The sequence below is a fragment of the Brachyspira intermedia PWS/A genome, assembly GCF_000223215.1.
In the GTDB taxonomy this organism is placed as follows: domain Bacteria; phylum Spirochaetota; class Brachyspiria; order Brachyspirales; family Brachyspiraceae; genus Brachyspira; species Brachyspira intermedia.
Window position 1 is genome coordinate 2,570,625 of sequence record NC_017243.1, and the last position, 24,776, is coordinate 2,595,400.

A 24,776-nucleotide genomic window follows, 5' to 3' on the forward strand; every position below is an offset into this window, starting at 1 on the left:
TATTTTTTTAAACTCTTCTTTATAGGTAATTTCTAAATTTAATATTATACTATCTGGATTTTTTCTATCTCTTCTTTTATTTCTATTCTAGTTTTTATATAATCTTTTTCATCTCTATGATAGCCTACAATATTGTATGCAATACGCATCAATATAAACTTATAATAATAAATATATATTTCTTTATAATCATATATTAAATATTTTTTAATTATTTTTTCTTCATCTTGATAATAGTAAATGTTATAGTTAATGATACCATAATCTTTTATATTATACTTTTTAGCTGTTTCATTATTTGAATAATATTTATAGAATCTATAAATATTATGATTTCTAAGTGTATTATATTTATAAATGTAAAGAGCTATTATTTTTTTATATTCTTCTTCATTTATAATTTTTTTATCAGTAAATAAATAGCCTATAAAATATTGTAAGTAATGAAAAACACTGTCATAGTATAAAATGCCTTTTTGTAATTCTTCATTTTCCTCCATATTATAGTTTTTATTATCTCTTATTAAATCAAGTATTCTATCATACAAATAAAATATGCTATTCTCTAAGTCTTTTATTTTTATAGTTTCAAAATTATTAAGTATATTTTTTATATCTATTTTTTTATTTCTTTTTGTCTTTCTTTATTATCGCTTATATTTAAAATAATTTCTTTTATATATTTTTCACTTTCAATAGTATATATATTTGATTTTAGTATCTTATCAAAATTAAATATTTCTTTTGCTATATCTTCGGCATCATATAAATAGCTTATATTTCTAATAAATACAAACTCTGTACTTTTTATATCTTTGTATATTCTTAATACTTCATCTAAAACTATTAAACTTTCTAATGTATAATATCTAGTATCTTTTTGTTTATCTTCTTTATACAATCTATATGAAGGAAGAATTGAAACAGTTTTTTTATTGTTATCAAAATATTCCTGCATAACTTTTTTTAATCTTTCAATTTCTCTCTCTTTGATTATAAGTTCAAAATTCTTATTTTTTATATCTACTAAAATATCTTTATAATTTCTTTCTTTATTAAAAAATGGGAAATTTTCATATATTAATTTATAAGGGCTTATTATTTTATTAATTATTTCATATATATAGATATTGCTAAATTGTTCATAAGATTTCAAATTATTGTATAATTCTAAAAACACACCTATTTCAAAAAAACAAATTTTATTTTCATCTAAAAATAAATAAATATCATCTGTATAATCAGGCACCCCTTCTTTATAGTTTAATCTTTTATCAAACTCTATTTCTATATATTTATATTTTCCTTTTTCTAATTGTGCAGGCTTTCCTGAATTGATTGATACTAATAATACTTTTATATCATTATTTCTTTTTTTAAGTGCATTGATTTTATTTACTATATTTTTTAGTGAGTGAAGAATATAATAATCATCATAGCATTTATTTATAGTACTTTCATATGAATCATATTTTGAAGATGTATTGTATTTTTCAATTATGTATCTTCTATCATTATTTTTTATATTGAATTGTTTTGCCTTACTATTTTTATTTGAAGCCATTATGAAACCTAAAACATTTTTATTATTTTGATTTTATATTATAAATATCATTTCATCAATTAAATTTAATTTTAAAAAATAAAAAAGGGAGCCTTTTAAAGCCCCCTTAATAATTTTTATATATAAATTTTACTGTACTTTTCTAACAAAAACACCTTTAATTATTGTACCAGCATTATTTTCCTCAACACTATAACTCACATTTACTATAGAAGAAAATGTTCCGTTGCCATTATTTCTTTCTTCAAAAGTCATATTAAGTATATGTTTTTTCAATACTGCATTATTGTTATTAGGATCTGTTTCATTATATGTAGCTATATAAGAATTTACAACTTTTAATATTGAACTTGAAGGATAATTAAATGTTCTATTAGATTTTCTAAAATAAAAATCCATAGAACCATCTTCCTTTATTGTAATATAAGAACCTATAAAATCAAAATTACTTACATCTGGAGTTTCATCAACATACCAAGTACCAACATAAGTACTGTCTATTCCTGTAATTATTTCTGTAATTGGTCCTGTAACTTCTTCAGCCTTTTTAAACATATCACAGCTTACTGTAAATAAAGCTATAAACAATAAAGATATAATTAGTAATTTTCTTCTCATATTTATCTCCGTTTTCTTAATAATTTCATATTATTTGTAAATTTATTTTTTGTCAATAGTAAAATTCAATTTATTAAGCATAGTTTTTAGTATATAAAATTGATTAATATTGATTTTATGTAAAATGATTATATAATTAGCAGAAAATTATTTAAATGATAAAATCATAATGAAAAATTTTATAAAAAATGAACTTCAAAATTGGAAAGCAGCAGAAATTATATGGATTATAATTGCAAGTGGTATAATATTATCGCTTTCTATATATTGGAAAGAAAATATTATTGGTATAGTATCATCAATAAGCGGTATATTATGCGTCATTCTCACAGGTAAAGGAAAATTATCTTCATATATATTTGGAATGGTTAATACTGTTCTTTATTCTATTATAGCTTTTAATGCTAAATATTACGGAGAGTTTATGCTAAATGTCTTCTATTATATACCTATGAATATAGTAGGTTTTATATTATGGAGCAGAAATATCAACAATGAAAGCAAAGAAGTAATAAAAACAAAATTAGATAATAAATATAAAATTATAATATTCGCTTTATCTTTTATATCAATATTTATTTATGGACTTATATTAAAAAAATTAGGAGGCTCTCTTCCTTTTGTTGATAGTGCAAGTACAGTTTTTGCTGTAACTGCTCAAATTCTATGTGTAAAAAGATGCACCGAACAATGGATAATGTGGATACTTGTAAACATTCTAAATATTTCTATATGGTATATTAATTTCTCAAGCGGGGGTGATAATATAGCAACTTTGCTTATGTGGAGCGTTTATTTAATTAATGCAATATTTATGTTTATTAAATGGTATAGAGAAGCCAATTTACAAAAATAATTTGGAGTTTTTATGTATAATGTAGGAATGTATGGAGGTTCTTTTAATCCTCTTCATCTTGGGCATATAAAATGCATAATAGAAGCTGCTAATCAATGTAAAAAACTTTATATTGTTTTAGCTGTAGGTAATAATAGAAATGAAATTGATAAAAAAATAAGATACCGCTGGCTTTATCAATTAACAAAGCATATTGGAAATGTTAAGATTATATTCATAGAAGATGATGCCAATACAAAAGAAGAATATACTGAAGATTTATGGGAAGCAGATTCTATAAAAATAAAAAATGCTATAGGTGAAAAAATTGATGCAGTATTTTGCGGAGATGATTATAAAAATAAAGATTCTTTTTATACAAGATATTATAAAGAATCAGAATTAATATTTATAGAAAGAAATGAAATAAGCTCTTCAAAAATAAGAGAAAATGTTTATAAGTATTGGGATTATTTGCCTAATATAGTAAAGCCTTATTATACAAAAAAAGTTTTACTATTAGGGAGCGAAAGCACAGGAAAATCCACTCTTACAATTAATCTTGCAAATTATTATAATACCAACTATATAGAAGAAGCAGGCAGAAAATTATCTGAAAAGTCCGGTACTGATTTGCTTATGCTTTCAGAAGATTTTACGGAAATACTTCTTACTCATAAATTAAATGAAATAAAAGCAATAGAAAGCAGCAACAAGATACTATTTGTTGATACTGATGCTATAATCACTAACTTTTATATGCATTTCTTAGAAGATGAAAATATTATAGATAATGAAAGATTAGCAAAGGCTATTATACATATAAACAAATATGATGCTATACTATTTTTAGAACCTGATGTTGATTTTGTTCAGGATGGTGACAGAAGCGAAGTAATAAAAAATGACAGAATTAAATACAGCAACAAAATAAAAGATATACTCCATAATTTAAATATAAAATATCATTCTATAAATGGAGATTATCAAGAGAGATTTAAAAAGTCTGTTTCCATAATAGATAAATTATTTCTATAATTAATATATATAATTTAATGATTTATTAAAAATAAAATAACAGTTTGCCTTATAACAAATTAAGACAAACTGCTATATAATATTAACAATTATGATTTTCCTGTAATCTGTATATATATATCTAATTCATTACTATCATTACAATATTTTTTTGAGGCTTTAACTGTAATCTTTATATTTCCTCTTTGACCTGTTGGGCTTCCAGATTGATGAGGAAGATTTTCTATAAATACATCAACAGCAGGTTTTTTAATAGTTAAAATAAAACGTCTGTACTCAGTATCACATAATAATGTATAATTTTCTTTTTTTTCTGCTTCAGTACCTTTCAATATATTTGAAAAATCAACTTCTACAGGCATACTTCCTATAGCATCTACAGGTAAACCTTCAATTCTAAGTACTGAATATGTAATTGTTGGATCATCTGTTTTAAGTGTACCCAACCTTATTATTTCATCTTCTTCTTTTAATTCTCCTTCTAATGTTGCATATTGTATATAAAGTTGTAATGCTATATTCTGAAGTCCAACTGCCCCATTCTCTATAGATAAAGTTAATTTTTCAAATTCTACAGTTGAATCAATAGTTGCTCCCAATTTTAATTCTAAAATAATATTTCCGCTATTATTATTTTTTTTGAATGGTATATATACTTTTACAGATCTTTTACCATCATTTACATTTTGAATACTTACATTATCGCTATCTAATACATATTCTGATGTCACTGTTGAAGACAATGATAATATTTTGTTTATTACAGCTTCAGCTATAGCATGATGATATAGCCTGTCATTAGCAGAAGGTACTGAAGAAGTTTCAGTTGTTGCATTTACTGTAACTGTATAATTATTTACTGATGCAGTAGTTTTAGTTTCTTTTGAAAATGTAAATTTCACTTTCTTATTTTCAGTTGATGAATTAATATATAAATCTCCTAATGAAGCTACAATTTCATCAATTTTAGATTTATCAATAATATCATTGTTATTATTATTGTTATTTCCATTATTAGGATTTGTTGGATTATTACTACAGCTTATCATAAATAATAATACAGCAGAAATAATAATTAGTATGCGAGAATCTTTAAACATAAATTACTCCAATTTTTTATTTTTGGTTTCTATATTATACTTTATATTATTAAAATTAATATATTTTTTATAATTTTTTATAAATTTTTCATAATAACAAATTGACATTGAAAATATACATACTTTACTTTTATTTGTATTTTAGTATAATAATTTAGCAAATATTACTTTAATATTGTTTATTATGTTTTAATATAAAAATTATGATTAGGAAAATGTATAAATGACTTTTGTATATCCGAAACTTTTATTCTTGTTGCTAACTTTGCCTATTATAATATTTGCATATATACAAACAAGAAAGAATCATTCTTATTCTGTAAAGCACCCAAGAGTAAGTATGTCCAAAGTATTAAAATCAAGATATTATGTTAAAGATATACCATTTATGCTTATTATATTGGCACTTACCTTTTCTATTATAGGTTTAGCCCGTCCTGCAAGGGTTTCACATTTATCAGATATTAACGGAGAAGGTATTTACATATCTCTTGTAGTAGACGTTTCACCTTCTATGATGGCTGAAGATATGATACCTACAAGGCTTGAAGCTTCTAAAAAAACTATGATAGACTTTATAAAGAAAAGAAATTTTGATAAAATAAGTTTAGTATCATTTGCTTTACGTGCTTCTGTACTTTCACCTGCAACATTTGACTATACTTCATTGGAAGAAGAAATAAAAAAAATAGAAATAGATGAAGAAGGTTCTACATCAATAGGACTTGGAATTGCCACTGCTGTTGATATGCTTAGAAGTGTAAAAGAAGATAATGAAAAAATTATTATACTCCTTACAGACGGAGAAAATAATTCCGGTGAAATAGACCCTAAACTAGCCTCCGAAATAGCATCTAATTTCAATATAAAAATATATACTATAGGTATAGGTGATGCTAACGGAAGTCATGCTTGGGTTACTTATGATGATCCTAGCTATGGTAAAAGAAGAATAAGAGCAGATTTTACACTTAATGAAGAATCTTTAATAGATATAGCCGCAACTACAGGCGGTAAATATTTTAATGCGAAAAATGCTTCCGCTTTGGATAATGTTTATAATACAATAGACAGATTAGAGAAAAAGCCTATATTAGATGATGACTTGATTCAGTATGATGAACTTTATAAACCATTTATTATAATAGCTTTTCTTTGCTTATGCCTGAGTATTATACTATCTACTACAAGATTTTTAATAATACCATAGTTTAATATGTATGATAATACTAAAATCATACTATATACAATAATAGTTTTATAGTTATTTATACTAAATCGTAATAATTATCAAATATTTCCTTGACTATTTATGTTAACTGATATACAATCACATGATTATATTTTAAAAGAGGTAAAACTATGGCAGAGATAAAGAATTATTATTTCTCTTCTGAGTCGGTAACAGAAGGCCATCCTGATAAGATCTGCGATGCTGTAAGCGATGCAGTCTTAGACGAATGTTTAAAACAAGATCCTAATTCTAGAGTTGCATGTGAAACTTTGGCAAAAACAGGAATGATCATGATTGCCGGAGAAATCACTACAAAAGCTAAATTGGATTATCAAAAAATCGCTAGAGATACCGTAAGGCGAATAGGATACACAAGCAGCGATATGGGGTTTGACGCTGATACTTGTGCAGTTATGGAGTCTATTGCAGAACAGTCTCCAGATATAGATATGGGAGTTAGTGCCGGAAAAGGATTATTCAATTCTGAATCATCAAATGTTTCTGAAGGTGCAGGCGACCAGGGTATAATGTTCGGTTATGCTATAAATGAAACTGAAACATTTATGCCTTTAACTATACATTTAGCCCATAGATTGGCAGAACGTTTAACTAAGATTAGAAAAGACAAAGTAGTTGACTATTTAAGACCAGACGGAAAAAGTCAGGTTACTGTTGAATATAAAGACGGTAAAGCTGCAAGAATAGAAGCTGTTGTTATTTCTACTCAGCATGCTGCAGGCGTTGAGCATAAACAAATAGAAGCTGACATTAAAAAATATGTTATTAATGAAATATGTCCGGCTAATATGCTTGATGAAAACACAAAATATTATATTAACCCAACAGGTTCATTCGTAGTTGGCGGCCCTATGGGTGACTGCGGATTAACAGGAAGAAAAATCATTGTAGACAGTTACGGCGGACATGGTGCACATGGCGGCGGTGCTTTCTCTGGTAAAGACCCTACAAAAGTAGATAGAAGTGCATGTTATATGGCTAGATATGTTGCTAAAAACATTGTTGCTTCTGGTATAGCTGATAGAGCGTTAGTTCAGTTTGCTTATGCTATAGGTGTTCCTGAGCCTTTATCTGTATATGTTAATACTTTCGGTACAGCAAAAGTACATGATGAAGTATTGGCTAATATAGTTTCTAAAGAGCTTGATTTAACTCCTGCAGGTATAATCAAAAGATTAGATTTAAGAAGACCTATTTACGAAAAAACTACTGCTTATGGTCACTTTGGCAGAGAGCTTCCAGAGTTCACTTGGGAAAAGACAGATATAAAAGATTTGTTTGCTAATGCTAAATAATTTATTTCAATAAAATATAAAAAGTTTTAAACATTCATGGCTTGTTAATATTAAATATTAGCAAGCCTTATTTATTTGTAACTTAGAAATTATTTTAAATTACCAAATCCTAAATATTCCATAGCTTCAAATACCCTATCATTACATAAAGGAATATTTTCATCATCGCTCATAACACCAAATAACTCTTTAACACAGTTTTCTCCAAACTCTTTTAATTTAAAATCTTCATCATATATACAATTAGTCATTTTTATTTCATATTGTTCGCTATCATATAACAAATATGTAATTGTTTTTATTATATTTTTTAAATTATTATTTAAATTTAAAAACTCTTTTTTCATAGAATTACTTGAGAAAAAACGTCTCCTATCTCTAAAAGCATTAATAAATAATAAAGCATTATATAATTCATTATAAGATACGGTATCTATATTGTCTTTTTTTAAAGTATATCTGCATTTTTTGTAATCATCAATATATTTACTTTCAATATTATAACTATTATAATATTCTTCAATAAGAAGTTTTAATTTTGATTCTATTTTATCATCATTAATTTTATCATAACTTTCTCCTTTTTTTATTTTATTTTCTTTTATCCAATTTAGAAACTGATCTATTTCTATTTTTAATGGAATATCCTTATATTTTCTATCCATATTTAATTTTTCAAGTGATGAAGTGTACATTTCAGTTAATTTTTTATAACGCTCTAAAAATATTTGATATTTTCTTTTAAAATCTGAAACATATGAAAATTTTTTGCTTTTTTTGCTTTTTTTAGTATTATCAATAGTTGTAATATTATTAAATTTAAAATCACCTATTTCTTCTTGTAATTTTTGTTTAAAATTTTTTATTTGTATATCAACATTATAATATTCTTCTTCTATTTTTGAATATTTTTCTATTATATTATCATCTAGTACTTCAGCACTCTCCCAATAATCATAAAAAATTGATATTAAATCATCAAAATTCTGATTATCTGATTCTATTGAAATATTTATTTCCTGATTACGTGATATTCCGCTCTTAGTTAAATTTGATGAGCCTATAAATGCTTTTGTACTACCAAATATATATAATTTAGGGTGAAAAGTATCTGAAGTAAAAAATCTAACATAAACATTTTCTTTCTTATATATTTCTTTTAATCTTTCTATTGAAGTTGCTAATGATAATCTTACAATAAGTTTGATATTACAATTTTTTTCTACAGCCTTATTTATTATTTCTGTATCGCTAAAAAACGCTGTTGCTATAAATATATTATCATTTTCTTTTATACTGTTTAATAATGCTGTTTTAAAAAAATCATCTCTATTATTAGAATTTGTAAATAATTTCATATATTATTCTCCTATATTGAAAATTAATTAAATTATACTATATATTTTTAATAATGTTTCTAATATTTAAATGATTTTTTATTAAATATCTCAGTTTACTTACTTATTATATTATACTTATTAATATGATAAAATTAATATAATATTATGCACTACTATTTTTAATATTTTAATATATAATACTTTTCACTATAATATTAAAGGCTTATAAAATGATACTTAAAGAACTTACATTACGTTCTTTTAGAAACTACAATGAAAATATATTTGAATTTTCTGATAAAATAAATGTTCTATATGGACATAATGGATGCGGTAAAACTAATATACTAGAAGCAATATATATGCTTGGAAACGGTGTGTCATTTAGAACTAGACTTGACAGAGAGCTTGTGAAAAATGGAAATGATAATTATTTTTTGAGAGGCATTTTCAGAGAAGATGAATTTAATTATGATACTAATATAGAAATAGCCTATCAAAAAAAAATCAAAAAAGTATTCATTGATAAAAAAGAAGTATCTTCAAGAAAAGATTTAATAGGAAGAATACTTTATGTTATATTTCTTCCTAATGATACTGATTTGGTTATAGCAGAGCCTAAATTAAGACGAGATTATTTTAACATGCTAATATCAACAATATCATCAGAATATTTGCTTGCATTGATAAAATACAATAAACTTCTAAAAATGAGAAATATTTGTCTTAGTACAAAACCCAATGAAGCATATATTTATAATAGCGACATAGCCAAACTCTCTCTTTATATAGCTAATGAAAATAAAAAATATTCTACTCTTTTAGAAGAAAAGATGAATGAAATTTATAAAAATATTTTTAATGATGAAAACCCTTATGCTATAAAATATCAATCCACTATAGAAGATATTTTAAATGAAAATGAATATATGAAAAAACTTGAAACTACATTGCAAGAACAAATCAGAATGCGTACAACATATTTCGGAATACATAGAGCAGAATATCAATTCTTTTATAAAGATTCATTGTCAAAAAAATTCTCATCTCAAGGCGAAAAGAGAATGTTTACGCTTATAATGAAATTGGCAAGCGAAAAAATATTATCAGAATACAGAAAAAAATCTCCTATTTTATTAATTGACGATGCTATGCTTGAACTTGATAATACAAGAAGAGATAATATTCTTGAATACATAAAAACATTAGGGCAGGTATTTATAACTGTTACAGAAAAAGAAAAAGTAAAGAACTTTGAAAACGGAAAAGTATTCGATATACCAAATATAAGAATGTAAAAATTATAGAGGAGCTAAAAATGAAATATAAACCTCAGACAAAAGATGAATTAAAAAAATTAGTAAAAGATGAAAATATATATTTAGGTGATATTGATACAAGTTTAATTACCAACATGAAATCTTTATTTGCAAATAGCAAGAGAGAAAATTTTGACGGCATAGAAAATTGGGATACTTCTAATGTTACAGATATGTCTGATATGTTTGCTGGGGCTTTAAATTTTAATTCAAATATAAATAATTGGAATGTTTCTAAAGTTACTAATATGTCAGGTATGTTTTCAAGTGCTAAAAAATTTAATCAGCCTTTAAATGACTGGGACGTTTCTAATGTAAAAGATATGGAGTTTATGTTTTCTGAAGCTGAAAGTTTTAATATGCCTCTTGATAAATGGAATACTTCTAAAGTATTTACTATGAGCTGTATGTTCTGTAAAGCTATAAATTTCAATCAGCCTTTAAATAATTGGGACACTTCTAATATTGAAAATATGCAGAGTATGTTTGCAAAGGCCTATAATTTTAATCAGCCTCTTAATAATTGGAATGTAAGTAAAGTAGAAGATATGACTGCTATGTTTGAGGGAGCTAAAAGTTTTAATCAGGATATCAATAATTGGAATGTTTCTAATGTAAGAAGAATGGCTCATATGTTTAACGGTGCTGAAAGTTTTAATTATTCTATAGAAAATTGGATCATTAATGAAGGCTCTTCTATTTGGGAGTTTTTTTCGGGTGCTTCTTCTTTTAAAGACATAAAATCTATATTAAATATTTATTTTATCTCTAAAAAAGTAAATGATAGGAAAAAACTTTTAAATATGCTTGAAAACTGCGATATAAAAGAAGTGTATAAAGAAGTTATTAAATATAATAAACTTAAAGATTTTATAAAGAAACTTGAAAATACTTATTATGATGAATTAAAAGAACTAATTGAAAATAAAGATAGTATTATATCAGAATATAAAAAATCAAAATCTAACAAATTAGAATTAAAAGATAATGAAAAGTATAAACCTAAAGACAAAGTGGAATTATTAAAATTAATAAAAGAAAAAGTCAAATTTAATAAAATAGATACTAGCTTAATAACTGATATGTCAGGATTATTTCAGAACTCAAAACTTAAAAAATTTGACGGCATAGAAACTTGGGATACTTCAAATGTAGAAGATATGCATAACATGTTTAGAGGAGCTTTGCATTTTAATCATAATATTAATAATTGGAATGTATACAAAGTTGTTAATATGGAACATATGTTTTCTGGCTGTGAACTTTTTAATCAGCCATTAAATAATTGGGACGTTTCTAATGTAAAGTATATGGCTTTTATGTTTAATGAGTGTAAAAGTTTTGACAGTGATTTAAGTAATTGGAATGTTTCTAATGTTGATAGTATGGAATATATGTTTGAAAATGCATATTCATTTAATCAGGATATTTCCAAATGGAATATAAGCAAAGTAAAAAAATTATATTCTATGTTTGAGGAAGCTAAAAGTTTTAATCAGCCTTTGAATGACTGGGATATGAGTAATATTGAATCTATACACGGAATGTTTAAAGGGGCTTCAAGTTTCAATCAGCCTTTAGACAAATGGAATACGTCTAATATTAAAGATATATCATTTGCCTTTGCCTATTGTATTAATTTTAATCAGGATTTAGAATCTTGGAAGTTGTCAGAAGATGTTAATATGAAATATGCTTTTATTAATTCTCCTATAGAAAATAATCCTCCTTCTTGGTATAAAGAAAATTAAACAAAATATTTATTTGAATAAGTATTGTTTTATAATATGATAGAATTAATTATTTTGATGTTATACTTAAACAAGTTCATAAAAACTCATGAATGGAGGGAGAATACTATATGATAATTGATAAATTACCACCAAATTATATTAATAATATAGATGATTTATTTGAACATTTGTATGGGGTTAGACCTAAAAAAGATGGAGTATCTGCAGAGTTATTATATTATATAATCAAAAAAAATTCTAACATAGATCCTAATAAAGAATATGAATGGAATAAAGAAATAACTTTTTATGAATATAATAATGTTCAAATTGATGTATTAGAAAAGATAAAAGATCATTATTCACAAATAATTGATATCAAAGACTGGAAAAAAAATGTAGATAGACCAGAAGTTCAAAAACTAGAAAGTACAACTCTACATTTTGAAAAAATTATAATAGAATATCATCTTGTTTAATTAGTACTAAAGGCTTTTCAAATGGTGCTAAAGAGTGGGCAAAGAAATCTTTAAGTAAATCAAAAATTAATCTATATATAATGAGATTAAGTGAATATAAAGATATAGAAAACAAATTGTTGGAAATTGTTATTAATATGGATATAGTTTTAAATATAAAAATGTTTCCAATTTTTTCAAATGATGACAAAGAATATAATTATAAAACTTTTAATAAAAAAACAATTAATATGACTATTGAAAAGAAAGACATATTATTAGTTAATAAAAATAAAAGATTTGATGAATTAGAAAAAAATATATTATCAGATTGTAAATGGGAAAATTTAAATGATAATATTCAAAAAGCAACTTTATATGAACCAATTTATATATATTTTGATAATAAAATCATTAAAGCATCTGGAATAGAATTCACTAGATATCTTCATAAACAAAAAATTGTCGTTACTAAAGGAAAGTGCCTTATATCATTATGTGATGAAAATGGTAATGTATTAGAGGTATTTTTTGAAGAAGAATTGGTAAAATATAAAGATGAAGTTTTAAATATGATAAATAATATATAAATATTTTTATTTATTAATAGTATAAAATATTATCAAATTTTATTTGAAATGTAAAATAAAGCCTAAATTTTAGATAAAATGCAGTCTTTTTGGTTCTTTGTGTCAACAAAAGAACTGGGGGTGTGGGGGCTAGTCCCCACAAATAACTTAAATTTAAAATACTATTTTTGACAAACTTAATAATTTTTAGTATATATAAAATAGGAGAAATTATTATGCATAAATACAAACCACAAACAAGAGAAGAATTACAGAAATTAGTACAAGATGAAAATATTTACTTAGGTGATATTGATACAAGTTTAATAACAGACATGAGCGGACTGTTCTCATTTGAAAGAAGAAAAGATTTTTCAGGTATAGGAAATTGGAATGTTAATAACGTTACCAGTATGAGAGGAATGTTTTATAATTGTTATAGTTTTAATGAAGATATAGGAAAATGGAATGTTTCTAATGTTAATAATATGGGAGATTTATTTTATAACTGCATAAATTTTAATCAAAATATTTCTGAGTGGAATGTATCAAATGTTATCAATATGCGGGGCATGTTTAATGGTTGTAAAAATTTTAATCAGCCTTTGAGTAAATGGAAAACTTCTAATTTAGAAAATACTGAATATATGTTTAGAAACTGTACTAATTTTAATCAGAGTGTAAATCATTTTAATATGTCAAAAGTAAAAAATGCAATTTATATGTTTGAGGGATGTAAGGAATTTAATCAGCCTTTAGATAAGTGGGATACTTCCAATATTGAATATATGAATGGAATATTTAAGGGCTGTACTAATTTTAATCAGAATATAAATAATTGGAATACATCTAGTTTATCAATAGTAATTGAAATGTTTAATGGCTGTGAAAATTTTAATCAGCCTTTGAATAAATGGAACATATCAAAGGTAAGACATTTAACGGCTATGTTTAAAGATTGTCATCATTTCAATCAGCCTTTAAATGATTGGGATATATCAAAGGTTGAAAATATTAGCAACATGTTTGAAGGATGTAAAAGTTTTAATCAGGATTTAGATAAATGGGATACTTCAAATGTAAAAAGTATGAATTCTATGTTTTGGAAAGCTAAAAGTTTTAACAAGCCTTTGGATAAATGGAATGTAAGCAATGTCAATACTATGGTTGCTATGTTTTATAATAGCGGTTTTAAAGAATATGATTCTCTTAATACTTGGGAGCTTAATGACAAAGTTATAATCGATAATATTTTTGATGATAGTGCAGTTAGTAGTTTAAGTTTAAAATGGATTCTATATTTATATACTTTTTCTAATATTAATGTTTTAAGTGTTTTAGAAAAAAATATAAAAGAAATTTATAAAATAGCACATACAAGCAATAATAAAAAAATTAAAGCTGTTAAAACAAGATTAGAAAATCTTTATTATAATGATTTAAAAGAATTTCTTGATTATGAATTATTTTGTAATATTGAAAAGTATGAAGAAAGTATTAATAAAAAATTAAATAAAAAAGATGAGGCAAAAGTTTCTTATATAGAAAATTGTAATGTATTAGTAAAAGATAAATCTAGAGAAGTTGATACTAAAGTGATAAAATATATATACTTAAAATATTTAGAATTAAAAAGAGATATTTATCATTTGATTGAAATAGATTCTATTATTAATTTACTTGATAGAGAAAGTTTTTTGACTTTTGCTAAAAATATTTATAAAGAAACATACAAGGAAACCACAGCAATTATTTATACTTTATATGGAGATGATGAGGCTTTAAGAGAAATATACAAGAAAGAAAAAGATTCTAAATTCTTTTTAATGATTTTGTCTTCAATAAAAATTACAGAAATTACTGATTATGCTATAAAACTATTGTATGATATTTATTCAAAAGCTAAAAAACATGAAATACGAATTTCAGCATTACATTTATTAAAAGAAATATCAAAAGAAAAACATTTATCGCTTGAAGATTTGGAATTAAAATTTACTTCAAATTTCGGATTTGATTTAAAAGGCGAAAAAATTATCAATGATGATTATAAATTGATTTTAAATAGTGATTATTCTGTGAATGTATTTGATATAAAAAATAATAAACTTTTAAAAGCTGTACCCAAAGATTTTACAGAAGCTATAAAAGAAGAAATTAAATACATAAAAAAAGAAATTCCTGATATTATAAAGAAACTTTCTTTAAAATTGTATAAATCATTAATGTATGAAAAGAAATATAATTATAAACTTTTCAAAGAAATATTTATTGATAATCCTTTAATGAATAAATTTTCTTCTTCGCTTATTTGGAATTTATATGATAAAGAGAACAATTTTATAACTACATTTAGGTACAACAATGACGGAAGCTATTCAAATTGTGATGATGAAGAAATTAAAATTAATGATGACAGCTTTATAGGTTTAGCAAGCCCTATAGAAATGAATGAAGAAACTATTACAAAATGGAAAAAACAATTAGAAGATTATGAATTATTTCAGCCAATAAATCAATTAAGCATAATAAAATTAGATAAAAATAATTTGGAAAATGAAATAAACAAATTACAAAACATTGAAATAGCTTATGGTACTTTTAAGGCTTTCGGTGATAGGTATTCAATGATTCCTAGTTATATGGACTATGGCACAGTTAAAGAATATAATCTAAAAATAAATAATGGAGACAATTTTGATATAATCATAGATTCTGAAGATAATATTGATTATAAAGATAAAGTAAAAATAAATATTAAATTCTATAATGAGAATAATGAAAAAGTGTCAGAAAGATTTATTTATACTTTATTAATTCTTATTATATGGGATTTCAGATTAACAGATTTATTTTGATTATATAAAATTATAATATAGCTAAACAACTATATTTTGTCAAGCGCGAGCTGCGGCACCTTCCCGCACGGCACTGTTTTATCTTATCAAACGCCAACTATACGCGACCGAAGGAAGTACTGCGACTGAAAGGAGTACCTGACGAAGTCCACTGTAAGTGTAGGTATGGTATTGCCACAAAGTAGCTTATATCCTCTATAAACTCGGATACGCTTCGCGAAGGGCTATATTTTAGCTTAAATTTAATATTTTATCTTACATGTAAGACGAAATTAGTATTATTTAGTACTAATTTTATACTTGCACTTTTTGGTTCTTTGACGAAGTCCGCAGAGCGTATACGGTGGGAAAAAGAACAACAAAAAATTGACAAAGTTAAAAATTTTTAGTATATACAAATAATTATCTTTTTAAATATTCATCAAAAAGTTTTATTATATCATCTCTTTTCTTTCTTGCCGCCAATCTGTATGCGGTATTTCCATAACTGTTCCTGTCAGTAGGACTTGCCCCTGCTTTCAAAAGTTCTTCTATTACATTTATAGGAGTACCAATAGTTCTGTATACTTTTTTATTTAAATTACTATCCTGAATAGGCGCTTCATATTCATACATTACCGCTCTTATTAAAACAGTATTTCCATTTCTGTCGCGAGCATTAACATCAGCACCAAGCTCTATAACTTTTTTTATCAATTCAAAATCTAATTGCCTTTTTTCTATCAAATACATAAGAAGTGTCTTTCCGTCATTTGTACTCATAGAATTTATATCAGCACCTAAATTGATATATTCGTTTAATATTGCAGTAGAATAAGTACTGTCAAAATTTGTTGATATAGTTTCAGCATTATATATTATAGCTTCATTTAAATTAGTTGCTCCTGCATTTACTAATTCTTTTATTATATCAATATTAGTAGAAGCTGTTAATGGTGATTTTCTTTCAGCACCTTTATAATTTCTATATACTTCTATATATGCCCTAGTATTAACATTGGCACCCTTACCTATTAAATATTTTACAACCTCTAAATGATTACCCTCGCATGCAGATACCAATGCAGGATTAAGATCCTTAGCACCTAAATCAATAAGTTTTTCTACTATATCTAATTGTCCGCCTATGGCAGCATAAGACAATGCAATATTATAATTACTAGCACCGGACTTCATTATATCTTCTGCTATATTCCAATACCCTTCAGCACATGCCACATAAAAAGCAAAATCAAAATCTTTAGCACCGAAATCTAATAATTCCTGAACTATTTCTTCATTGCCAAGCTGAGCCGCATACATTAAAGGACTCATACCATAATTGATATTGTATAAATCTAAGTTAATGCCATCTCTCAATAATATTTTTACTTTATCTATATCATTATTTTTTATAGATTCCATTAACTCATCATTTTGAGCAAATACTAAAGAAGTATTAAATATTATAAATAATAATGCAATTATTTTTTCATTATAAAATCCAAGTTATAAAATACCGCTTCTATTATCGGAAATAATGAAACTATACTTATAAAATAAAAAATTTACTAAAATTATAATAAAAATTCTATAATTAGTAAACATAACAGCAATTATGAATATAATATGTATTGATATTTATTTTTATAGGTTTATAATTCAAATATAGGGGTAGAATTAAATATTTAAGAGGTGTAATTTATGGAAATAAGTATTCGTAATAATGCTCCTTATATAAGAAACACTAATAATATAAGAAATAATAACAATAATATCAATAATATTGTTCAGGAAGCAAGCCAAAAAACTCCTATAAGCGAAGTGGGAGTATGTAAAACTTGTGCATCAAGAACATATCAAGACGGTTCTAATGATATAGGTGTATCTTTTAAAACTCCTACTAAAATAGATCCTTCAAGTGCTCCTTCTATGGTAGCATCACATGAACAGGAACATGTTGCCAATAATCAGAGATCAGCAGAAAAAAGCGGCGGAGAAGTAATTTTCCAAAATGTAACATTAACTACTAATATATGCCCTGAATGTAAAAGGGTTTATGTTTCAGGCGGTGTTACAAAAGCAGCAATAGCTAGCCCTTCAAGCAAAGGCAATAATGTAGATACATACGCATAAAACTTTTTATAAGCTAAAAAATATATAATAGTATATACCAAAACAACTATATTTTGTCAATTTTGATATTTTTTCAGATGTATTATCAACTTTTTTGCCGCACAAAAAAGTAGCTGCCACAGGCACGCTTCGCGAAAACGCAATTGCTAGAACTTTACATTAAAAATATATGTATTAAATATATTATATAACCTAGATTTAGAGTAAAAATGCAGTCTTTCACGAAGCGTATCTGAGTCTATCAAGGTATAAGGTTCTTTGACGAAGTCGCGGAAAAAAGAACAACAAAAAAGTTGACAAACTTCAAAAATACATAATCCTCAAAAAAAATTTACTATTTTAACCATACTATAACTATATAATTAAATTGCATATCACTTATATTTCATACGATTCTATTTTGATGTTTAACAACTTCATATAGTAATATTAGATCAAGTAATATAAAACAATAAATAATAAATTTTGTAAAAACTTTTATTGATTTTTATTTTTTAAATATAAAATTGCATATCAAAAAACATTGGAGTATATACCAAAATGAGAGAAATAATCAATTTTAACACCAATTGGAAATTTACAAAAGAATGGAATGATAATATAAAAATTGAAAAATTAAATGGGGAAAATATCACATTGCCTCATACAGTTGCTGAAATACCTCTTCATTATTTCAATGAATCAGATACTTGGCTTGTTTCAGGATATCAGAACATTTTTAAATATGAAAAATCAAAATTAAAAGATAAAAGAATATTAATTAATTTTGAAGGTGCTATGGCTGCTGCTGAAGTATTTATCAATGGAAAAAGTTTCGGAGAGCATAAAGGCGGATATTTACCTTTTGTATACGATATAACAGATGAATTAAAATACGGTGAAAATATTATAGCTGTAAAACTTGATAGTACAGAAAGAGAAGATATTCCTCCTTTTGGTAATGAAATAGATTATTTATGCTATGGCGGAATATACAGAGAAGTACAAATTATTATTGTTGATAATATATCAATAGAAAATGTTATGCTTACTGGTCTTGCCAATCAAAATATAACAGGAAAAATAAGAATAAGAAACAGCAAAAAAGAAAGCATTAAAGAAACAATAGCTATTAACTTGTATAACAGAGAATATCATATATGTGAAATAAAAAAAGAAGTAACTTTAAAAAAAGGTGAATTATTTACTGATATAAAAATAGATGAGCATATAGATTCTGACAGAATAGAATTATGGGATATAGACAATCCAAGACTTTATAGATTAGAAGTATCCATTCCTAGCAATGAAGATAGTTTTTCTATAAAAATGGGATTCAGAGATGCAAAATTCACTGAAAACGGATTTTTCTTAAATGACAGAAGAGTAAAATTAAGAGGATTAAACAGACATCAAAGTTTCCCTTATGTTGGTTATGCTATGCCTGAAAGAATACAAAAGAAAGACGCTGATATATTAAAATTTGATTTAGGACTTAATATAGTACGTTCTTCACACTACCCTGCTTCAAGACATTTTTTAGATAGATGCGATGAAATAGGATTAATGGTATTTGAAGAAATTCCGGGCTGGCAGCATATAGGAGATAAACAATGGCAGAAAGTTGCTGTGGAAAATGTTAAAGATATGATAGAGAGAGATTTTTATCATACTTCTATTATAATATGGGGAGTAAGAATAAATGAAAGTCAGGATAATCATAGCTTCTATAAAGAAACTAATAAAACAGCTCATGAACTTGATAAAACAAGACAAACAGGCGGAGTAAGATATTTAGTAGGAAGCGAACTTTTAGAAGATGTATATACAATGAATGATTTTAATTATGATGGTATTGCTGATCCTCTAAGAGCACAAAAATTCGTAACTAAATTGGATAAAAATGTTCCTTATATGATAACAGAATATAACGGACATATGTTCCCTACAAAGATGCAGGACTGTGAAGAAAGATTAATAGAACATACTAAAAGACATTTTGAAATAATAAATGCTGTTGCTATAGATAATCATATTTCAGGTTCTACAGGCTGGTGTGCTTTCGATTATCATACACATTATAATTTCGGTTCAGGAGATAGAATATGTTATCATGGTGTTTATGATATGTTTAGAAATCCTAAATTAGCAGCTTCAGTATACTCATCTCAAATGAATACAAAAAATGAAATAATATTAGAGCCTATAACCATATACGCTAGAGGCGAAAGAGCTATAGGAGGAATATCACCTCTAATGGTTGCCACTAATTGTGATTATGTAGAAATTTATTATAGAGATGAATTAATGGTAAAAGAATATCCGGCTACAGGAAAATATCAGGGACTAAAACATGCACCAGTCATAATAAAAATTGATGTAAATGTTCCTGGTGTAAGTGATATGGGTTGGGGTGATATGAAATTAATAGGTTATATAGATGGTAAACCTGCTATAGAAAAAAAATATTTGAATAACCCTACTTTCAAAGGTTTGGAAGTAAAAGCAGATGATTATGAAATCAATGCTGTAAGCAGCGGCTCCACTTGGGACTCAACAAGAATAACAGTAAAAGCAGTAGATGCTATAGGAAACAGACTTCCATATATAAATGAAGCTATTACTATAGAAGTAAAAGGATCAGGAGAATTAATAGGAAATGATAATCCTGTACTTGAAGGCGGTTATTATTCTTTCTGGGTTAAATCTAATAAAACAAAAGGAAGCATAAAAGTTACAGTTAAAAATAAAAGAGTAAAAGAAGAAACAATAGAAATAAAAACAATATAAAATTGACAAACACTATAGCTGAACAATTTTTATGATAATAATAAAATAAAAATTGTGAGCGTCTGCTAAGTTTACTTGGCAGACTCTATCAGCGAACAATTTTTATGATAATAATAAATATAAAAGAGTTTGAGATGAAAATTTCAAGCTCTTTTTTTATATAAATCTATCTTGTTTTATTTTTAATTTACGTTTAATATTAATAGAAATATTAATAATGGGATAAAGTTATGAAAAATGAAGATATAAAAAAATATATGGAAGTCATATATGATTTTTGGTATACTTCTAATAGATTTTATTATCTATGGGCTAAGCAGTATGGTATTACAGATTTGGCTTTATTCAGTTTATTTATAATCTATAATAGCGGAGAATGTGTACAGAATACTATCACAGAAAAACTATCTGTTCCAAAGCAAACTGTATGTTCTATACTTGATAATTTCGAGAAGAAAGGATATATCAAAAAGAAAATTAACCCAAAAGATAAAAGAAACAGATTAATAAGTTTAACAAAAAAAGGTCTTACATTTGCAGAACCTATATTAAAAGAATTAGAAAAATTAGATATGCAAATGCTTAAATGTCTTACAGAAAATGAAATCAAAAATTATGTAGAACCTCAGAAAAAACTTATGACATTTATGGAAAATTATTTTAATAATTAAAATATTGAATTTAATTTAATTATTATTATAATTAAGTAATATTAAAAAAGGCGGTTTTATTTTGAAAGTTATACCTTCCGATAGTTTATTAAAAAATAGAAAAGAAAAAGTAAGTGAAAAATTATGTGCCGACTGCAATTCATTATGCTGTCATGATTTGGTTATGGAAATATCTCCGCCTAAAAATGAAAGCGAACTTAATACATTAAAATGGTATTTGCATTTCAGACATTCATTTATATTTATATATGAAAATACTTGGTATCATATGATAAGAAGCGAATGCAGATATTTAGATAAAAAAACATATTTATGCAAAAATTATGAAAACAGAAATGAAATCTGCTCAAAACATAGTCCTCCTAAATGTGAAAGATATGAAGAATGGTATGATGTAATATTTGATGATCAATATGAATTAGAGAAGTATGTATATGAAAAGAAAATAATTAAGAAAAAATCTTCGACTACAAAGAAAAAAGTAGCTAAAAAAACTAAATAATATATTTTAATAATTAAAAGATGAAAAAAAAAGAAATTAAAAAAGTTTGTATAACATATCCGCCTTTTGAATATAATAATGGATATCCATTAATATCTTTAAATAGGCAATTTCAATGGTTAAAAAATCCTTCATATGCCTACCCTATGCTACCATCTTATGCTGCTACTTTATTAAAAAATAATGGTATTAATGTTGTGTTTTTAGATACAATAGCATCTAATATTACAACTATAGATTGGTTTAATAATATAGATGATATAGCTCCTGACTTAATATTCTTTGAAGTAAAAACTCCTATAATTAATTATATTTGGGATACTATAGAAGCAATAAAAGAAAGATATGAAAACATCTATGTTGTTTTGGCAGGCGATCATGTTACTGCTTTGCCTGAAGAAAGTATGGAGAAATCAAAAACAGATTTCGTATTAACAGGCGGCGATTATGATTTTCTTCTTTTAAATTTAGTTAATCATATAAATAATGGTGAAAAATTAGATAAAGGTATATACTACAGAACATCTAATGGAAATATAAAAAATACAGGAAAATTTGAACTTGAAGAATCTTTAGACAGACTTCCATTTATAGATAGAAATCTTACAAATTGGAAACTATATTCAAAAACTAATGAATATTTCAAAAAAACACCCGGCACATCTATAATGTCAGCGAGAGGTTCTTTATATAATAATTATAACAGTAATTCTTCTAATATTCTTTTTGATAAGGTAAGAGTTAGAAACCCAATAAATGTTATAGATGAAATAGAATATTTGAATAAAAGATATGGAATAAAAGAAATTTTGGATACAAGTGTTTATTTTCCCACAGGAGAATGGCTTTCATTATTTTGTGAAACTATGAAAGAAAGAAAACTTAATAAGAAAGTTTATATTGATTGTTATGTTTATCTTGGAATATTAGAATATCAAGATTATAAAATGATGAAAAAGTCAGGATTTAAAACAGTTATTTTTAATTTGCCTTCAGGAAATGCTAAAACTATAGAGAAACTAGGTATTACTGATAATACTGTAGAAAATGTGATAGAATCTATAAGATTAGCTAAGAAAGCAGGTTTATTTACAGATATAATGGTAAAAATAGGATATCCTTGGGAAACAGATGAAGATATAATAAATACATTCAATATTGTCAAAAATTTAATGCTTAACGGATATATTAATTCTATGAATGTTTCTCTTTTCATACCATATCCCGGAACTAAATTATTCAAATATTGCGATGAAAATAATCTTATTAAAACAAAAAATTGGTTTGATTATGATATGAGAAAAAGTGTTATGGAATTAAATATGGATGATGATCAAATATTTAAATATATTGAATATTTTTATAATTTGTCATTTAATCCTAAATATGTACTGCAAAAAATAAAAAGTATAAGGGATATTTACGATATAAAATACAATATAAAATCATTTAAAAATATACTTTCATTCTATTTAAATGATTAAAAATATGCTTGCATGGAAAATGTTTTAATGATATTCTTTCTAAACGGTTTATATACATGCAATAATTATTAAGGATAAAAATTTACATGAGAAAAATAATAGTTTTTATATTATCTTTTATTTTTATACAAAGTAATCTTTTATTTAATGATGTTGTAAACAGCATAGTAGGTATAGTAGGTTCTATGCCTATTACTTATGAAGACTTTTTAAGCAGAAAAACATTTCTAACATTACAGGCTAGATCTATAGGACAAAGGGTTACTGATGATATGGTTTATAAAGATTTAGTTGAAGAGAGAGTAATGTATTTAAAACTTAAAGAAAATAATTTTGTTATAGAAGAAAATGATGTAAAAAGAAGATTAGAAAGTATTGCCAAACAATATAATATGAATGCAGATCAATTTGCTAAGCAGTTAATGGCTGAAGGAATATCTTATGATGAATATAAGAATTCTATAAAAAAGCAAATAGCTATGGAAAATTTATACGGACTTGTAGTTAATAATACAGAGATTAGCGATAAAGAAGCTGATGAATTTTATAATAATACAAAAGATAAATCTGCATTTGAAGCTGATACATTGGTAAAACTTTCTTGGATATTTTTCAAAGCCACTACATTTACAGAAAAAGGAGAAAAGCAGGAATTAGCTACCAAAGTAAGAGGTATGGCAGCAAGAGGAAAAGATTTTGCAGAACTTGCTAAGCAATATAGTGAAGATGAAGCCACAAGAAAAAACGGAGGGGATTTAGGATATAATCTTCTTTATGATGCTGGAAAAAGATCATTACCAGCTCAAATAAATGCAGGACTTAATTTGGCTAAAAGAGGATATAAAGTTGGTACTGTAAGCAGTGTGAGAGAATTGGTTGGAAAAGGATTTTATATAGTAAAAATAATGGAAATAGAAAAGGATATGGAAAGCATAAGAACTAGAGTAAAAAACTATTTAAGCGAATCTAAAATGAGAGAATCATTTATAAAATGGCTTGATGAAGAAACTAAAAGAGTATCCGTTCAAATTTACAAATAATTAATATAAAATAATGAATAATTAATATAGAATAATAAAAAATTAATTGTAAAATAAATTATTATATGTTATTATAAAGAAAATAAAAATGAAGAAAAAATAATATGATTGGGAAAAAGTTTAAACTAAAGAAAACGCTGCTAATAATGCAGTTTTTTATAATCTTAAAAAGATTGGAGATTGACTTTCGGTTGATTTCCAATCTTTTTTTATTTT

Annotated in this window: 21 protein-coding genes; 15 read left to right on the forward strand and 6 right to left on the reverse strand. The window is 25.2% G+C overall.

Annotation, left to right across the window (positions count from 1 at the left end; all coding sequences use genetic code 11):
* Nucleotides 1-44: 44 nt before the first annotated feature.
* The 3 genes from BINT_RS11075 to BINT_RS11085 form a co-directional block, all read right to left on the reverse strand.
* The gene (locus tag BINT_RS11075) at nt 45-548 is read right to left on the reverse strand and encodes a hypothetical protein (RefSeq protein ID WP_014488666.1); all 504 of its coding nucleotides are present in this window, start codon (nt 546-548) and stop codon (nt 45-47) included.
* A 68-nt stretch (nt 549-616) separates the two neighbouring features.
* A complete protein-coding gene (locus BINT_RS11080; protein ID WP_014488667.1) occupies nt 617-1,564 on the reverse strand; it encodes a hypothetical protein in 948 nt (315 codons plus the stop codon).
* Nucleotides 1,565-1,693: 129 nt separating this feature from the next.
* Entirely contained in the window at nt 1,694-2,182 is a 489-nt protein-coding gene (locus BINT_RS11085; protein WP_014488668.1) for a hypothetical protein, read from the reverse strand.
* 169 nt (nt 2,183-2,351) lie between these two features.
* Between BINT_RS11085 and pnuC the strand changes: the two genes are divergently transcribed.
* Together pnuC and BINT_RS11095 are read left to right on the forward strand one after the other, a co-directional pair.
* Entirely contained in the window at nt 2,352-3,038 is a 687-nt protein-coding gene (gene pnuC, locus BINT_RS11090; RefSeq protein ID WP_014488669.1) for a nicotinamide riboside transporter PnuC, read from the forward strand.
* Between the two features lie 12 nt (nt 3,039-3,050).
* Complete coding sequence (locus BINT_RS11095) at nt 3,051-4,055, forward strand: AAA family ATPase (RefSeq protein ID WP_014488670.1); 1,005 nt, start codon at nt 3,051-3,053, stop codon at nt 4,053-4,055.
* Nucleotides 4,056-4,144: 89 nt separating this feature from the next.
* Here BINT_RS11095 and BINT_RS11100 read toward each other — a convergent pair whose 3' ends face one another.
* Entirely contained in the window at nt 4,145-5,155 is a 1,011-nt protein-coding gene (locus tag BINT_RS11100) for a hypothetical protein (protein WP_014488671.1), read from the reverse strand.
* A 223-nt stretch (nt 5,156-5,378) separates the two neighbouring features.
* On the opposite strand from BINT_RS11100, the gene BINT_RS11105 reads away from it, so the two are divergent.
* Complete coding sequence (locus BINT_RS11105) at nt 5,379-6,365, forward strand: VWA domain-containing protein (protein WP_041177430.1); 987 nt, start codon at nt 5,379-5,381, stop codon at nt 6,363-6,365.
* Nucleotides 6,366-6,517: 152 nt separating this feature from the next.
* Entirely contained in the window at nt 6,518-7,702 is a 1,185-nt protein-coding gene (metK, locus tag BINT_RS11110) for a methionine adenosyltransferase (protein ID WP_014488673.1), read from the forward strand.
* Between the two features lie 89 nt (nt 7,703-7,791).
* Here the strand turns inward: metK and BINT_RS11115 are convergent, their stop codons facing one another.
* Nucleotides 7,792-9,060 (reverse strand): phospholipase D family protein, encoded by a 1,269-nt coding sequence (locus BINT_RS11115; protein ID WP_014488674.1) that lies wholly within the window; start codon nt 9,058-9,060, stop codon nt 7,792-7,794.
* 212 nt (nt 9,061-9,272) lie between these two features.
* Between BINT_RS11115 and recF the strand changes: the two genes are divergently transcribed.
* From recF to BINT_RS11140, 5 genes are all read left to right on the forward strand, one after another.
* The gene (gene recF, locus BINT_RS11120; RefSeq protein ID WP_014488675.1) at nt 9,273-10,340 is read left to right on the forward strand and encodes a DNA replication/repair protein RecF; all 1,068 of its coding nucleotides are present in this window, start codon (nt 9,273-9,275) and stop codon (nt 10,338-10,340) included.
* A gap of 20 nt (nt 10,341-10,360) precedes the next feature.
* Nucleotides 10,361-12,112, forward strand: a complete 1,752-nt coding sequence (locus BINT_RS11125) for a BspA family leucine-rich repeat surface protein (RefSeq protein WP_014488676.1) — start codon at nt 10,361-10,363, stop codon at nt 12,110-12,112.
* 110 nt (nt 12,113-12,222) lie between these two features.
* Nucleotides 12,223-12,573 carry a hypothetical protein gene (locus BINT_RS11130; protein WP_041177431.1) on the forward strand — a complete coding sequence of 117 codons (351 nt, stop codon included), beginning with the start codon at nt 12,223-12,225 and terminating at the stop codon, nt 12,571-12,573.
* Nucleotides 12,574-12,710: 137 nt separating this feature from the next.
* Entirely contained in the window at nt 12,711-13,142 is a 432-nt protein-coding gene (locus tag BINT_RS11135) for a hypothetical protein (protein ID WP_158306605.1), read from the forward strand.
* A 215-nt stretch (nt 13,143-13,357) separates the two neighbouring features.
* Nucleotides 13,358-15,979, forward strand: coding sequence for a BspA family leucine-rich repeat surface protein (locus tag BINT_RS11140; protein ID WP_014488679.1), 2,622 nt, complete (start codon nt 13,358-13,360; stop codon nt 15,977-15,979).
* A 402-nt stretch (nt 15,980-16,381) separates the two neighbouring features.
* Here BINT_RS11140 and BINT_RS11145 read toward each other — a convergent pair whose 3' ends face one another.
* A complete protein-coding gene (locus BINT_RS11145) occupies nt 16,382-17,383 on the reverse strand; it encodes an ankyrin repeat domain-containing protein (protein WP_014488680.1) in 1,002 nt (333 codons plus the stop codon).
* A gap of 279 nt (nt 17,384-17,662) precedes the next feature.
* On the opposite strand from BINT_RS11145, the gene BINT_RS11150 reads away from it, so the two are divergent.
* The 6 genes from BINT_RS11150 (at nt 17,663) to BINT_RS11175 (ending at nt 24,560) form a co-directional block, all read left to right on the forward strand.
* Nucleotides 17,663-18,094: a hypothetical protein gene (locus tag BINT_RS11150; RefSeq protein ID WP_014488681.1), complete on the forward strand. Its 432-nt coding sequence runs from the start codon at nt 17,663-17,665 to the stop codon at nt 18,092-18,094.
* Nucleotides 18,095-18,634: 540 nt separating this feature from the next.
* Nucleotides 18,635-20,863 (forward strand): glycoside hydrolase family 2 protein, encoded by a 2,229-nt coding sequence (locus BINT_RS11155; protein ID WP_014488682.1) that lies wholly within the window; start codon nt 18,635-18,637, stop codon nt 20,861-20,863.
* 230 nt (nt 20,864-21,093) lie between these two features.
* Nucleotides 21,094-21,534, forward strand: coding sequence for a MarR family transcriptional regulator (locus BINT_RS11160; protein ID WP_014488683.1), 441 nt, complete (start codon nt 21,094-21,096; stop codon nt 21,532-21,534).
* A 61-nt stretch (nt 21,535-21,595) separates the two neighbouring features.
* Entirely contained in the window at nt 21,596-22,036 is a 441-nt protein-coding gene (locus BINT_RS11165; protein ID WP_014488684.1) for a YkgJ family cysteine cluster protein, read from the forward strand.
* A gap of 20 nt (nt 22,037-22,056) precedes the next feature.
* Nucleotides 22,057-23,520, forward strand: a complete 1,464-nt coding sequence (locus tag BINT_RS11170; protein ID WP_014488685.1) for a B12-binding domain-containing radical SAM protein — start codon at nt 22,057-22,059, stop codon at nt 23,518-23,520.
* Between the two features lie 86 nt (nt 23,521-23,606).
* Nucleotides 23,607-24,560, forward strand: a complete 954-nt coding sequence (locus tag BINT_RS11175; RefSeq protein ID WP_014488686.1) for a peptidylprolyl isomerase — start codon at nt 23,607-23,609, stop codon at nt 24,558-24,560.
* Nucleotides 24,561-24,776: the final 216 nt, after the last annotated feature.

Bases quoted from the DNA above. Each gene is read 5' to 3' on its own strand.
- BINT_RS11080 (WP_014488667.1), bottom strand. From the start codon at position 1,564: ATGGCTTCAAATAAAAATAGTAAGGCAAAACAATTCAATATAAAAAAT.
- BINT_RS11085 (WP_014488668.1), bottom strand. From the start codon at position 2,182: ATGAGAAGAAAATTACTAATTATATCTTTATTGTTTATAGCTTTATTT.
- pnuC (WP_014488669.1), top strand. From the start codon at position 2,352: ATGAAAAATTTTATAAAAAATGAACTTCAAAATTGGAAAGCAGCAGAA.
- BINT_RS11095 (WP_014488670.1), top strand. From the start codon at position 3,051: ATGTATAATGTAGGAATGTATGGAGGTTCTTTTAATCCTCTTCATCTT.
- BINT_RS11100 (WP_014488671.1), bottom strand. From the start codon at position 5,155: ATGTTTAAAGATTCTCGCATACTAATTATTATTTCTGCTGTATTATTA.
- BINT_RS11105 (WP_041177430.1), top strand. From the start codon at position 5,379: ATGACTTTTGTATATCCGAAACTTTTATTCTTGTTGCTAACTTTGCCT.
- metK (WP_014488673.1), top strand. From the start codon at position 6,518: ATGGCAGAGATAAAGAATTATTATTTCTCTTCTGAGTCGGTAACAGAA.
- BINT_RS11115 (WP_014488674.1), bottom strand. From the start codon at position 9,060: ATGAAATTATTTACAAATTCTAATAATAGAGATGATTTTTTTAAAACA.
- recF (WP_014488675.1), top strand. From the start codon at position 9,273: ATGATACTTAAAGAACTTACATTACGTTCTTTTAGAAACTACAATGAA.
- BINT_RS11125 (WP_014488676.1), top strand. From the start codon at position 10,361: ATGAAATATAAACCTCAGACAAAAGATGAATTAAAAAAATTAGTAAAA.
- BINT_RS11130 (WP_041177431.1), top strand. From the start codon at position 12,223: ATGATAATTGATAAATTACCACCAAATTATATTAATAATATAGATGAT.
- BINT_RS11135 (WP_158306605.1), top strand. From the start codon at position 12,711: ATGGATATAGTTTTAAATATAAAAATGTTTCCAATTTTTTCAAATGAT.
- BINT_RS11140 (WP_014488679.1), top strand. From the start codon at position 13,358: ATGCATAAATACAAACCACAAACAAGAGAAGAATTACAGAAATTAGTA.
- BINT_RS11145 (WP_014488680.1), bottom strand. From the start codon at position 17,383: ATGGAATCTATAAAAAATAATGATATAGATAAAGTAAAAATATTATTG.
- BINT_RS11150 (WP_014488681.1), top strand. From the start codon at position 17,663: ATGGAAATAAGTATTCGTAATAATGCTCCTTATATAAGAAACACTAAT.
- BINT_RS11155 (WP_014488682.1), top strand. From the start codon at position 18,635: ATGAGAGAAATAATCAATTTTAACACCAATTGGAAATTTACAAAAGAA.
- BINT_RS11160 (WP_014488683.1), top strand. From the start codon at position 21,094: ATGAAAAATGAAGATATAAAAAAATATATGGAAGTCATATATGATTTT.
- BINT_RS11170 (WP_014488685.1), top strand. From the start codon at position 22,057: ATGAAAAAAAAAGAAATTAAAAAAGTTTGTATAACATATCCGCCTTTT.
- BINT_RS11175 (WP_014488686.1), top strand. From the start codon at position 23,607: ATGAGAAAAATAATAGTTTTTATATTATCTTTTATTTTTATACAAAGT.